The following is a 12,757-nucleotide window of genomic DNA, read 5'->3' as shown; positions in this document are numbered from 1 at the left end:
AATGGATGATAAATTATTTTTAAAAGTGATGCTGCCGATTGCAGTACTCGCATTTTTCTTATTTTTACTGCCTGACTTTGCTTTGAAAATTCCGATTGGCCTTGTTTCTTTTGTCGATGGTTTGGCACTTTGTTATTATCTTGAAAGAGAAGTGAAAAAAGAATGAGTAACGCCCCGTATCGCTGGAGGATACGGGGCGTTAAAGTTAATTAATTTTTTTCTTCAAAAGTCCAAAGATCACACCGGAAATAAGTGATCCAATCAGAATAAATAAAAGATAAAGCAGCGGATTGCTTAGTAAGAATACCACGAAAATTCCACCGTGAGGAGCTAATAATTTAATTCCTAAAGCACCTACTAATGCTCCTGTTACCGCTGAACCGGCAACAAAACTTGGAATTGCCCGCAATGGGTCAGATGCTGCAAAAGGAATTGAACCTTCTGTTACAAAGGAGAGGCCCATCACGATATTGGTTAAGCCAGCATCCAGTTGGTCTTGGGTAAACTTATTTTTAAAAAGACGAGTAGCCACAAAAATTGCTAATGGAGGTACCATTCCGCCAGCCATGACCGCTGCCATGACAACACTTCCGCCGTCGGCTACGGTACTGGCCAAGGTAGCTGTACCGAAAACATAAGCGGCTTTATTGATCGGTCCGCCAAGGTCGGTCGCCATCATTCCGGCCAGCAAAGCACCTAACAATGCTGCATTGGTTCCACTCATGCCCGTTAAGAAGCTGTTCAAGCCATCATTAATGATTTTCATAGGAATATTGATGACCAACATCATCAGACCAGTGATGATCAAGCCAAACACCGGATAGAAAAGGATTGTTTTGATTCCATCTAACGATTTTGGTAATCCTTTGAAAATCTTTCGTAAAAATAAGACAACGTAGCCGGCCAAAAAGCCGCCAACAAGTGCACCTAAAAATCCGGCACCTCCGGTATTTGCCAGCGCACCGGCTGCAAAACCAACGACTAATCCTGGTCGATCAGCAATACTGGAAGCGATAAATCCAGCAAGAACCGGTAACATGAAACCAAAAGCGGCACTGCCGATTTGATTGAACCAACTGGCAACTTCATTGTAATTTCCTAAATCAGCTAAATTGGCTTGTGGCACACCTAAGGATTGATCAATCAGGAAGGAGAGGGCGATTGCAATCCCACCACCGATTACGAAAGGTAACATATGCGAAACACCATTCATCAAATCTTTATAGATTCGTTGCCCAACAGTTCCATCTGCTTGGTGAGAATCGGCGGCTGCTTGCCCATCTCCATGAAATAAAGGTGCCTTTCCCCTGAGGGCTTCATTGATTAATTCTTCTGGTTTACGGATGCCGTCACTTACAGGGCGATTGACTAAAGGTTTGCCATCAAACCGATTCATCTCCACTTTTTTATCGGCGGCAACAATGACTCCTTTGGCACGAGCAATATCTTCATCAGTTAGTCGATGCTTGATTCCTTCCGATCCGTTTGTTTCAACTTTGATAGCCACGCCCATTTCTTTGGCTTTTTTCTTTAAAGCATCCTCTGCCATATAGGTGTGGGCGATGCCGGTTGGACAAGCAGTGACTGCCACGATATAGGGTTGATCTTCTTTTTCAGTTGTTTCTGCTGTTTCGGCTTTTTCTTCGGCTTCTTTATCCGCCTCCGCCTCTTGAAAAAGTTTTTGGACATCATCAGGTGTTTCGGCTTTCTTTAAACGGTCGACAAATTCTGGATCCACCAACAGTCGTGCTAATTGTGCTAAGGCTTGCAGGTGAGTATCATTTGCGCCTTCTGGAGCAGCGATCATAAAGAAAAGATAGGTTGGTTGTCCGTCCAACGCTTCGTAATCCAATCCTTTGTTACTTTTTGCAAAAAGAACAGTTGCTTCTTTTACAGCCGCATTTTTTGCATGGGGCATAGCGATTCCGTCACCTAAACCTGTTGAAGTTTGGGCTTCACGTGCCAAAATGCCTTCTTTGTAGGTAGCAATATCTGAAATACGACCAGTATCAAACATTTTTTGAACCATTTCATCAATGGCACCTTGTTTGTCAGTTGCTTGCAAATCCATGATCATTGCATCTTTAATCAATAAATCCTTGATGTTCATTTTTCTCCTCCTCTTTTTAATACAAAACGGCATCGTTCGTCATTGGGTATTTCTCTTTGTTAAAAATAATCAATTGCTCTTACTCTTAGTCAATAGGTGTAATCTTGACTTCGGGTAATAAACTGTCAATGAATTCTTTTGTTGCCAAATCATCGGAAAAAGCAGTGGCACTGCCACAAGCAACTCCCCATTTGAAAGCGGAAAGGGCATCTTGTGTTTTGGCATATTCACCGATAAAACCAGCAATCATCGAATCACCGGCACCTACTGAATTTTTTACTGGACGTTTTAATACGTTGGACTGATAGATTCCATCTTGTGTAAACAGCAAGGCGCCGTCACCAGCCATTGAAATAATGGCATGTTGCGCTCCGTCATCTAAAAGTTTTTTTCCAAAAGGCAAGATGTCTGCGATTGTTGTGAAGCTGGTTTGGTAAAGTTCCGCTAGCTCGTGGTTATTTGGTTTCACTAATAGTGGGTGCTGCTCCAAAGACTGTAAAAGGTCTTTGCCAGTCGTATCAATGATAAAGTCAGCCCCGTTGCGTTTAACAAGGGTAACCAACTCGTTGTAGAAACCTTCAGGAAGATTTGCTGGTTTGCTGCCGGAAAGAATGACGATATCTCCTTTACCAGCTTTTTCTAAGTTTTTTTTCAACTGCTCGATTTCTTGTGAAGAAATGTCTGGTCCTAACCCGTTGATTTCCGTTTCAGTATCTGATTTGAGTTTGATATTGATTCGGGTATCGTTTTTGACTGAAGTAAATTGTTGAGTGATACCTTCTTCAGTCAGCCAGTCATGAATAAAGCGGCCGGTAAATCCCCCTAAAAAGCCGGTAGCGACTGAATCTTGGCCTAAGCGTTTTAAAATTCGGGAGACATTCAGTCCTTTTCCACCGGGAAGCTTGAGATCTTTTGTCATGCGATTCAGAGCGTCCGCTTGAAAATGGTCGACGTGAACGATAAAGTCGATGGATGGATTAAGAGTAACGGTGTAAATCATTGTTTGACCTCCATAATAGTAGTTTCGGGATAAAGGGAACGATAGCCATCAGGAACGTGATCGGTAATCAGCGTGATGCTGCTGTCTAAAGGTGCTACCTGCGTAAAAGTGATTTGCTGAAATTTTGAGTGATCAATCAAAACAAACGTTTGTTCACTATTCTCAATTGCTAATCGTTTCAAAGCAGCTTCTTCTGGATCAGGGGTAGTAAGTCCGCAGTGATCTTCCACACCGTTCATCCCTAAAAACGTTTTGTTAAAACGGTATTGTTTTAACTGCTGTGCGCTGGTAGACCCCATCGCAGCATTTGTTGAAAGTTTTATCGTTCCACCGATAATAATCGTTGCTATTTGTCGATCAATCAGTAGAGCAGCATGTTTGACAGAATTAGTCACAACTTTAAGATCAAAATGAGTCGGCAATAGTGGGATCATTTCGTAGGTGGTGGATCCGGCATCTAAATAGATGACTTCATTTTTATGAAGCTGATTCACTGCTTGTTGTGCGATTGCTTTTTTTTCTGTTGCGTTTTTCTGGGTTTTTTCCAGCATCGTTGGTTCAACACCGAGACGTTGAATCTTTTTAGCACCGCCGTGGATGCGGGTCAAGAGTTGTTGATCTTCCAATTCTTGAAGATCACGGCGAATCGTCGACTCGGAGGCCCCAAGAGCATTAGTCAGTTCATGAAGTTTGACGATGTTTTTTTCTTCTAATAGGGAGAGAATTTTTTGTTGGCGTTCCTCTGTAAGCATTTGCATTCACCTCTTCGTTTTTTATCCTAGCATATTCTTTTTATTTATTCAATCAAAAACAATCAAATTATTCCAAAAGCGGTCACATAGATCCCTACGAATCCGCCATAAACGAGCAGAGAAGCAATCATACGGATTTCTTTTGACTTTTTTTCTGCTTCTTGGCTTAATGGAAGAAGGACCATTTGCTAAAAAAGTGCAATAACAGTCACGGGATTAGGAGGATAGATGATGAACAATCAATTAATCTTACAAGCGTTTCAATGGGAATTGCCTGCTGACGGCACTCATTGGCAAACGATAAAAGAGAAAGCCGCAGCGTTGCAACAGTTAGGGATCACCGCCGTTTGGCTGCCGCCAGCTTCTAAAGGTGCTGCCGGATCAGAAGATGTGGGATACGGCACGTATGATCTGTATGATTTAGGGGAGTTTGATCAAAAAGGAAGCGTTGCTACGAAGTATGGAACGAAAGCAGAATATTTAGCAGCGATTCAAGCCTTGCAAAATCAAGGAATCGCGGTATATGGGGATATAGTGTTCAATCATTTTATGGGAGCAGACGAGATAGAGCGAGTCTCGGCGGTAGAATACAATTGGGATAATCGTAACCAAGCAATCAGCGGAGAAGAAGAAATTGAAGCTTGGACCAAATTCACTTTTCCTGGTCGCCAAGGAAAATACAATACGTATTCTTGGACTTGGAAAAACTTTTCTGGAGTAGACTATGATGCTCGACGATCTAATCATGCGATTTTTAATTTTGCTGATAAAGGTTGGGACGAAGAGGTCGATAGGGAAAAAGGGAATTTTGACTATTTGATGGGCTGTGATCTGGATATGGAGAATCCTGAGACGGCAGAGCAATTAAATAAATGGGGAAAATGGTATTTGGAAGAAACAAATGTCAATGGTTTCCGTTTAGATGCAGTCAAACATATCCAATTTGATTTTTTTGTGGATTGGTTGTTGCAGCGGCGAAAAGAAAAAAAAGATTCCTTGTTTGTTGTCGGGGAATATTGGGCGGATGAAGTAACTAAATTGGAGGAGTATATTGATGCTTCCGGTAATTTGATTGCACTTTTTGACGTTCCTTTGCATTTTAATTTTTATCGTGCCAGTTCGTCGATGGGAAGTTTTGACATGCGGGAAATTTTTGCGAATACCTTGATTGCTTCTCGTCCAGATTATGCAGTGACTTTTGTTGATAACCATGATACGCAAAAGGGGCAGAGTTTGGAGTCGTGGATTGATGGCTGGTTCAAGGTACATGCTTATGCCTTGATTTTATTGCGCAAGGCAGGAATTCCAACCGTTTTTTGGGGCGATCTTTATGGAATTCCAACACAAAAAATTAATCCTGTCGGTCAAGATCTTGAGACCTTGATAGCAATCCGACAACAATTAGCGTTTGGTAACCAAGTGGATTATTTTGATGACCCCGATCGGATTGGTTGGGTGATGACAGGAGATTTTGAGCATGAGCATTCAGGATTTGCCGTACTCATGACGAATGGGTCTGGTGGTGAAAAAGAAATGACCATCAGCGGTATCCATGCAGGAAAAACTTTCGTGGACGTGTTGAGCAATCAGCAAGAAAAGGTTGTCCTCGATGAAAACGGCAAAGGGGTTTTTCCTGTGAAGGATGGTTCCATTTCTGTTTATCTAAACGAAGAAATTGCTGCTGATTTTGGCTATAATTAAAAAGAACCTTCCCGATTTAGTTGCCGGGAAGGTTCTTTTTTTAGATCAATGTCTTTGCTGAACGTTGTTGAATCGTTTGCCGAACTTCTGCAACATTGGTATCGTCAGTCAGAATCCGCAATGTGTCTCCTAACTTCATAATGGTATCCCCGTGAGTCAGTAGTTCGTGATCTCCCCGTCGAATCGAAATCAGCAGCATATTTGCCGGCCAATTAAAGTCACGAATCATCAGTCCATCCAAAGAGCTTTCAACGGTAATCGGCCATTCAAGTACAAGTTTTTTTCCTTGAATATCAGAAGGTTTAGTTTGCACCAATCGTTCTAATAGTGATTCATAGATTGGATTGCCGCCTAATAAATCCACCACGACATACGCAACCAGTGCAACAACTCCCAACGGCATCAAGTGAACTAACGAGCCGACCATTTCTGTCACTAAGACGATTGCTGTTAGTGGTGCCTTGCCGATTGCTGCAAAGTAGCCGGCCATTGCCACGATGATAAAATTCTTAACAAAAATCGGATCAATGTGAAACCAAAGAACTGCTGCCGTGCCGAACAAACTACCTAAAACAGCACCTAATGTCAAAATAGGCAAAAAGATTCCTCCCGGTAAAGATGAGCCGTAGGAAATCATTGAGAAAACAAAACGTAGCAAGAAAAGTCCCAGCATAATTAGTAAGGTCGGCGAAGTTTGTCCTAACTGAATCACGATTTGATTTCCACCGCCCAAACTATCAGGAAAGAACCAACCAATCGGGATCACCAGCAAAAAAGGAATCAAGCCATGAAGGTACTCTGGAAGTGGTAATTTATGAAACCATTTTGACAATGATAATAATACAAGCTGATAGAAGCGCCCTAAGAGTCCTAAAAAAATACCTAAAAGAATTAACAACCAATAATACCGCAAGGGCAAGGATTCGATTGCGCCTAAATGAAGAACCGGCTGCAAACCAAAAATTGTTAATGAAACAAAATTTGCAGTAATGGCTGAGGCGAAAGAAGTCAACCAAACAAGAGGCGAAAAATTATGATGTACTTCTTCTACGACAAAAAGCAATCCAGCAATCGGTGCGTTGAAGGCGGCGGCAAGTCCTGCGCTGGCACCACTGGAAATCAGAACTTTTGTCTCAGAATTTTCTGCCTGCCATTTTTTGGCAAAACCTTGTCCGACACTGGCACCCAGTTGGATTGATGGTCCTTCACGCCCTAAAAACAATCCCATGCCGACAGAAAGCACACCGCCGATAAATTTTTTCCATAAAGCGGGGAACCAGGGAACGTGGATTTCATCCCGTAGCTGACCCTCGACTTGGGGAATCCCGCTACCTTTGATGTCCGGTTCACTTTTTACCAGTAGACCGACAAAAACAGCAATGATAGATGAAAGTAGTATCCAAGGAATCAGCCACAACGGTTCCTCATGAAAAAAAAGGTACGCATCAGTCACCCAAGTGCTCAAGGTTGCAATAAACAACCGAAAGAGACTAACAATGAAGCCGGCACAAGCACCCACTAAAACCCCTTTTCCAATATATTTTATTCGTGTTTCATCTAAATAGTTTATTTTACTCATTTTTTTCACTCATTTCCTTATTTAATGTAGCTTGTTTTTATTGTGCTGACAAGGGTAATCCGAAGAAAAAAGGAGATTCAAAAAAAATAAAAATGATTTTCATTGTTTCTTAGAAGAATAGTTGGGGTTTTATTGAAATTTAAAAAAGTTTTCCTATTAGCCGTTTTATGACAAGAGGGAAAATGCTATAATTGGGAGGATTGAAATGGAAAGGATGTTTCGTTATGTCATCCAGGAAAAACTTGCTACAAGGGATGAATCCCAAACAAAAAGAAGCCGTGCAGCAAACAGAAGGACCATTATTATTGATGGCCGGAGCCGGTAGCGGAAAAACCCGCGTATTGACCCATCGAATTGCTTATTTAATTGAAGAAAAGGAAGTTAATCCTTGGAATATTTTAGCAATCACCTTTACAAATAAAGCAGCAAAAGAAATGAAGGAACGCGTTGGAAATCTGCTGGGTGCAGAAGGAGCAGATGTCTGGGTTTCGACTTTCCACTCCATGTGTGTGCGTATTTTGCGCCGGGATGTCGATTTCATCGGTTACTCGCGAAATTTTACAATCATCGATTCATCAGAACAATTGACATTGATGAAACGAGTGCTAAAAGAATTGAATATTGATCCAAAGAAATACGATGCCCGATCAATTTTAGGCGCAATCTCCAATGCAAAAAATGCTTTGCAGACGCCTGACGATGTAGAAGCATTACAAGGCAGCTTTTTTGAACAAATCGTTGCTCGTTGTTATCACCTGTATCAAAAAGAATTGCGAACCAATCAGTGTATGGATTTTGATGATCTGATTATGAATACAATTCGTCTCTTCAATGAGCATCCAGATTCGTTGACCTATTACCAGTCTAAATTTCATTATATCCACGTCGATGAATACCAAGACACGAACCATGCGCAGTATACATTGGTCAATATGCTTGCAGCTCGTTTCCGCAATTTGTGTGTTGTTGGTGATGCAGATCAAAGTATCTATGGTTGGCGGGGAGCCGATATGCAGAATATTTTGGATTTTGAAAAAGATTATCCAGATGCATCTGTTATTTTATTAGAACAAAATTATCGTTCCACCAAAACGATTTTGGCTGCGGCAAACCAAGTGATTCAAAATAATCGCAACCGGAAAGAAAAGCAACTGTGGACGGAAAACAACGACGGAGAAAAAATCACCTATTATCGTGGAGACAATGAACGGGACGAGGGACAATTTATCGTTTCAGAGATTTTGCGTCAGATTAGTGACAATCAACGAAAATACGGCGATTTCGCAGTACTTTATCGAACCAATGCGCAATCACGTGTCGTGGAAGAAACTTTCTTAAAAGCCAATATCCCTTATAAAATGGTTGGCGGGCACAAATTCTACGACCGCAAAGAAATTAGAGATATTTTGGCTTATTTGCAAGTGATTGCCAATCCCAAAGACTCAATCAGTTTTGAACGAATCGTCAATGTACCCAAACGTGGTGTCGGACCGGGCTCTATTGAAAAATTACGGGATTTTGCTGCACTTCATGAATTTTCATTACTAGAGGCTACTGAAAATGTCCAGTTAGCTAATATTTCTGGAAAGGCTGGTCGGGAATTAGGCGATTTCGGGGAAATGATCGCAGATTTTTCGAAGATGGTTCCTTTTCTGTCAGTGACAGAATTAACCGCCGAAGTTTTGACTAAATCCGGCTATGAAGATGAATTGAAACGACAAAATACGTTAGAGGCACAAACCCGTTTAGAAAACTTAGAAGAGTTTCTTTCAGTGACGCAGGAATTTGATAAACGTTTTGAACGAGAAGAAATGGAAGCTGAAGATAAATTAACAATCTTCCTTAATGATTTGGCGCTGTTATCGGATGTTGATAGCTACGAAGAAGAAGCCAGCCAAGTCACTTTGATGACCCTGCATGCAGCAAAAGGCTTGGAGTTTTCAGTTGTCTTTTTAGTAGGGATGGAAGAAGGCGTCTTTCCTCTTTCCCGTGCCTTGCTGGAAGAAGCAGAATTAGAAGAAGAACGACGATTGGCTTATGTCGGGATCACTCGAGCCGAAGAAGAATTATATTTGACAAATGCTTTTTCTCGAACTTTATATGGGCGAACGCAGTATAATCGTCCGTCTCGTTTTATCGAAGAGATTGAAGGAGAATTACTGGCTAATAAGGGAAGCCGAACGGGCAGTATTCATCAAAAACCTGTGCGAACTTTTGATCCTAAAGTCTTCAAACCTGCTTATGTACAGCCAACACAGCGGGTTGTATCCAGCCGTCAAGAAACTGGTGGAGATTCCGCTGATTGGAAAGCCGGCGATAAAGTGAAACATAAGAAATGGGGAATCGGCACGGTGGTTCGTACAAACGGTACAGCCAAAGATGTAGAGTTAGATGTTGCTTTTCCTGAACAAGGTGTTAAAAAATTATTGGCGGCTTTTGCCCCAATCGAGAAATTATAAGAAAGGACAGCTGATATGAGCCAACCAGAAATAAATAAGATTTCCGAAAAGGCAGAAAAAATCAGAGAGCAGTTGAATCGCTACGCCTATGAGTATTATGTTCAAGATCAACCGACAGTAGAAGATTATATCTATGATCGGCTGTACCATGAATTGGCGGCGATTGAAGCGCAATATCCACAGCTCGTTACTGCTGACTCGCCCACACAGCGAGTCGGTGGACAAGTGCTTCAAGGCTTTGAAAAAGCAGTCCATGATCGTCCTCTTTACAGTTTGAGTGATGTATTCAGCAAAGAAGAGATTATTGCTTTTGACGAACGGGTAAAGAAGGCGCTGGGAGAACAAGTCTCTTACGTGTGTGAATTGAAAATCGATGGACTTTCTATTTCGTTGCGTTACGAAGAAGGAATCTTCGTTCGAGGAGCGACTCGAGGAGACGGCACCGTAGGAGAAAATATCACGGAGAACCTGAAAACCGTCAAATCGATTCCTTTGCGTTTACAAGAACCGATATCTGTTGAGGTTCGCGGCGAATGCTATATGCCGAAAAAATCTTTTGTTTCGCTAAATGAACAAAGGGAAGAAGCTGGGTTGGATGTTTTTGCGAATCCGAGAAATGCCGCTGCCGGAAGTTTACGGCAGCTAGATACTAAAATTACGGCAAAACGTAACCTTAACACTTTTTTGTATACGGTAGCTGATTTTGGTCCATTGGAAGCACAAACCCAATTTGATGCGCTAAATGAATTAGCGCGGATCGGTTTTCGTACCAATCCGGAAAAACGTCTATGCAAAAATGTAGAAGAAATCTGGGCATACATTGAAGAATACCATGAAAAACGATTAGACCTGCCTTATGAAATTGATGGCGTTGTTATCAAGGTCAACGATTTCAATCAGCAGGATCAACTTGGCTTTACTGTAAAAGCGCCTCGTTGGGCAACGGCTTACAAATTTCCTCCTGAAGAAGCTCAAACAACAATTGAAACGATCGAATGGACGGTCGGCCGTACCGGTGTTGTAACGCCAACTGCGGTAATGACCCCAGTTCGTGTGGCTGGAACAACAGTTAGTCGTGCCTCGTTGCACAATGTTGATTACATCAAGATGAAGGATATCCGTTTACAGGATAGAGTAGTGATTTATAAAGCTGGGGATATTATTCCTGAAGTGGCACAAGTTTTGATCGACGAACGTCCAGCGGATAGCCAGCCTTATCAGATTCCGACCCATTGCCCAATTTGCAATAGTGAATTGGTTCATTTGGACGAAGAAGTTGCTTTGCGGTGTATTAATCCAAAATGTCCTGCGCAAATCAAAGAAGGCTTGAGTCATTTTGTTTCGCGAAATGCTATGAACATTGATGGGTTAGGTCCACGGGTTTTAGCTCAAATGTACGATCGTGGACTGGTTAAAGATGTCGCTGATTTGTATTCGTTAACGGAGGAACAACTGCTCACCTTAGATAAGATAAAAGAAAAATCAGCCAATAATTTATTGACCGCTATCGCACAGAGTAAAGAAAATTCAGTGGAACGTTTGCTGTTTGGTTTGGGAATCCGCCATGTCGGCAGCAAAGCTGCGAAAATTCTAGCTGAATATTTTGGTAATTTATGGCAGGTTGCTGAGGCGAAAAAAGAAGAAATCATTCAGCTTGATGCAATCGGAGAGATCATCGCAGATAGTTTGGTGACTTATTTTGCTAATGAGGAGGTCCATGAACTTCTTCGTGAATTGGCCGAAGCTGGTGTCAATTTTGCCTATCAGGGAAAAACTATCAGGGAGCTTGAAAAAATAGAGTCTCCTTTTAAGGATAAAACAGTTGTTTTAACTGGAAAATTAACGCATTTTACGCGAGAAGAAGCAAAAGAGCGAATCGAAAACCTAGGGGGAAAAGTCACTGGTAGTGTTTCGAAGAAAACCGATATTGTCGTTGCCGGTGAAGAGGCAGGAAGTAAATTAGTCAAGGCGCAAACTCTTGGCGTCACTGTTTGGAATGAAGCAGAAATGGTCGCAGCAATCGAAGGGAGTCATGAAGATGAAAACTAAAAAAATACTTCTGTTGGGTGCGACCATATTTTTCTTAAGTGCCTGTGGAAATTTAGAAAATGGGATTTCCAATGTAAATGAAGGCGAGAAGACCAGTGGGGGAAGTATCACTACTGGTCGGGTGGATAATTCCGCTTACCAGGCATTGATGAAAGACGGACAATACCAAACCAGTGCTGCCCGCAAGTTAAATGCAGAGAAAATGACCGGCGGCTACAACCAGCAGAATTTTGAAGATGGGTTGTTACGGCTTTCTCATGAAACCTTTCCGGTGGATTCGTATTATTTCCAAGAAGGACAAAAAATTGATGAGGAGACCCTTCGTTCTTGGTTGGATCGGGCAAGTGATGATAATCCGGATGGGCTTAATCCCAAAGATGAAAAAAAGCCGATTATCTTTCAGCAGTTGATGGAACAAGATTTCATTAAGGAAGACGGCAAAACCTTGGGAGGAATCAGTTTAGGCTTTGCATTTAATTCGGTGGATTATTCGGGAGATGAAGCAGTTGAAATCTCTCGGGATGAAATCATGGCAAATGCTCGTAAAACTGTCAATGCTGTACTGACCCGTGTGCGGAAAATTTCAGGTCTGGAAAAAGTGCCGATTATGGTTGGACTGTTTGAACAAGCAGCTAGAGAAGACATTCGAGGCGGAAATTATATTTATTCTGCTGTGAGCAAGGATGGCGGGACGACCATTGATCAGTTTGATAGGGTCACTGAAGCGCACGTCACTTTACCAGTGGCTTCTGGAGAGAAAAACAATGCGACACAAGATGGTTTGAATACGAAATTTACCAGCTTTCGTGATGCCATACAAGGTTTCTTCCCAGAATTAGCGGGAGTAACCGGTAGTGCTTATTATGTCGAAGATCAGGTGCAAGCAGTAACAATGAGCATCTATTCAAAATATTATAGTAAAACTGAGATTACCAGTTTTACCCAATTTATTGGAAAACAAATCGAATCAATTTTTGAGGGGACTTCCGGGACAATCGAGGTTCAAATCAATTCCATCGACGGTCCGCAAGCCTTTATAGCAAAAAAAGTAGGGGAAAAAGAAGTAATTTCCTATGTTTTTAATTAGTTACTTGCAAAATTGCGTGA

General features: G+C 41.8%; 9 protein-coding genes. 5 read left to right on the top strand and 4 right to left on the bottom strand.

Annotation, left to right across the window (positions count from 1 at the left end):
- Position 1 precedes the first annotated feature (1 nt).
- Positions 2 to 166 carry a hypothetical protein gene (locus tag BAU16_RS12925; protein WP_156171195.1) on the top strand — a complete coding sequence of 55 codons (165 nt, stop codon included), beginning with the start codon at positions 2 to 4 and terminating at the stop codon, positions 164 to 166.
- Positions 167 to 205: 39 nt separating this feature from the next.
- Here BAU16_RS12925 and BAU16_RS12920 read toward each other — a convergent pair whose 3' ends face one another.
- From BAU16_RS12920 to BAU16_RS12910, 3 genes are all read right to left on the bottom strand, one after another.
- Positions 206 to 2,110, bottom strand: a complete 1,905-nt coding sequence (locus BAU16_RS12920) for a PTS fructose transporter subunit IIABC (RefSeq protein WP_161527229.1) — start codon at positions 2,108 to 2,110, stop codon at positions 206 to 208.
- An 85-nt stretch (positions 2,111 to 2,195) separates the two neighbouring features.
- Complete coding sequence (gene pfkB, locus BAU16_RS12915; RefSeq protein WP_048602970.1) at positions 2,196 to 3,110, bottom strand: 1-phosphofructokinase; 915 nt, start codon at positions 3,108 to 3,110, stop codon at positions 2,196 to 2,198.
- Positions 3,107 to 3,862, bottom strand: a complete 756-nt coding sequence (locus tag BAU16_RS12910; protein ID WP_048602969.1) for a DeoR/GlpR family DNA-binding transcription regulator — start codon at positions 3,860 to 3,862, stop codon at positions 3,107 to 3,109. Before BAU16_RS12910 ends, pfkB begins: the two co-directional genes overlap by 4 nt.
- A gap of 231 nt (positions 3,863 to 4,093) precedes the next feature.
- Here BAU16_RS12910 and BAU16_RS12905 point away from each other — a divergent pair, with 231 nt between their 5' ends.
- On the top strand, positions 4,094 to 5,563 hold the full coding sequence (locus BAU16_RS12905) for an alpha-amylase (RefSeq protein ID WP_161527228.1): 1,470 nt from the start codon (positions 4,094 to 4,096) through the stop codon (positions 5,561 to 5,563).
- A 40-nt stretch (positions 5,564 to 5,603) separates the two neighbouring features.
- Here the strand turns inward: BAU16_RS12905 and BAU16_RS12900 are convergent, their stop codons facing one another.
- A complete protein-coding gene (locus BAU16_RS12900; protein WP_202621265.1) occupies positions 5,604 to 7,151 on the bottom strand; it encodes a ClC family H(+)/Cl(-) exchange transporter in 1,548 nt (515 codons plus the stop codon).
- Between the two features lie 215 nt (positions 7,152 to 7,366).
- Between BAU16_RS12900 and pcrA the strand changes: the two genes are divergently transcribed.
- From pcrA to BAU16_RS12885, 3 genes are read left to right on the top strand one after another with little or no spacing between them, the layout of a single operon-like run.
- The gene (gene pcrA, locus BAU16_RS12895; protein WP_137605452.1) at positions 7,367 to 9,601 is read left to right on the top strand and encodes a DNA helicase PcrA; all 2,235 of its coding nucleotides are present in this window, start codon (positions 7,367 to 7,369) and stop codon (positions 9,599 to 9,601) included.
- Positions 9,602 to 9,616: 15 nt separating this feature from the next.
- Complete coding sequence (gene ligA, locus BAU16_RS12890; protein ID WP_161527226.1) at positions 9,617 to 11,650, top strand: NAD-dependent DNA ligase LigA; 2,034 nt, start codon at positions 9,617 to 9,619, stop codon at positions 11,648 to 11,650.
- Positions 11,640 to 12,737: a CamS family sex pheromone protein gene (locus tag BAU16_RS12885; RefSeq protein WP_161527225.1), complete on the top strand. Its 1,098-nt coding sequence runs from the start codon at positions 11,640 to 11,642 to the stop codon at positions 12,735 to 12,737. The genes ligA and BAU16_RS12885 overlap by 11 nt, the downstream gene beginning before the upstream one ends.
- The last annotated feature ends 20 nt before the right edge of the window (positions 12,738 to 12,757 follow it).

Origin of the sequence: Enterococcus sp. JM9B (assembly GCF_009933265.1) — a bacterium.
GTDB classification, from domain to species: domain Bacteria; phylum Bacillota; class Bacilli; order Lactobacillales; family Enterococcaceae; genus Enterococcus_C; species Enterococcus_C songbeiensis.
Note: the sequence above shows the minus strand (reverse complement) of the source record. Positions and strands in the feature narration are given on the sequence as shown.

What these genes read in the sequence shown, in the direction of transcription:
- BAU16_RS12905 (WP_161527228.1), top strand. Translation starts at nt 4,094, where the DNA reads ATGAACAATCAATTAATCTTACAAGCGTTTCAATGGGAATTGCCTGCT.
- pfkB (WP_048602970.1), bottom strand. Translation starts at nt 3,110, where the DNA reads ATGATTTACACCGTTACTCTTAATCCATCCATCGACTTTATCGTTCAC.
- ligA (WP_161527226.1), top strand. Translation starts at nt 9,617, where the DNA reads ATGAGCCAACCAGAAATAAATAAGATTTCCGAAAAGGCAGAAAAAATC.
- pcrA (WP_137605452.1), top strand. Translation starts at nt 7,367, where the DNA reads ATGTCATCCAGGAAAAACTTGCTACAAGGGATGAATCCCAAACAAAAA.
- BAU16_RS12885 (WP_161527225.1), top strand. Translation starts at nt 11,640, where the DNA reads ATGAAAACTAAAAAAATACTTCTGTTGGGTGCGACCATATTTTTCTTA.
- BAU16_RS12910 (WP_048602969.1), bottom strand. Translation starts at nt 3,862, where the DNA reads ATGCTTACAGAGGAACGCCAACAAAAAATTCTCTCCCTATTAGAAGAA.
- BAU16_RS12925 (WP_156171195.1), top strand. Translation starts at nt 2, where the DNA reads ATGGATGATAAATTATTTTTAAAAGTGATGCTGCCGATTGCAGTACTC.
- BAU16_RS12920 (WP_161527229.1), bottom strand. Translation starts at nt 2,110, where the DNA reads ATGAACATCAAGGATTTATTGATTAAAGATGCAATGATCATGGATTTG.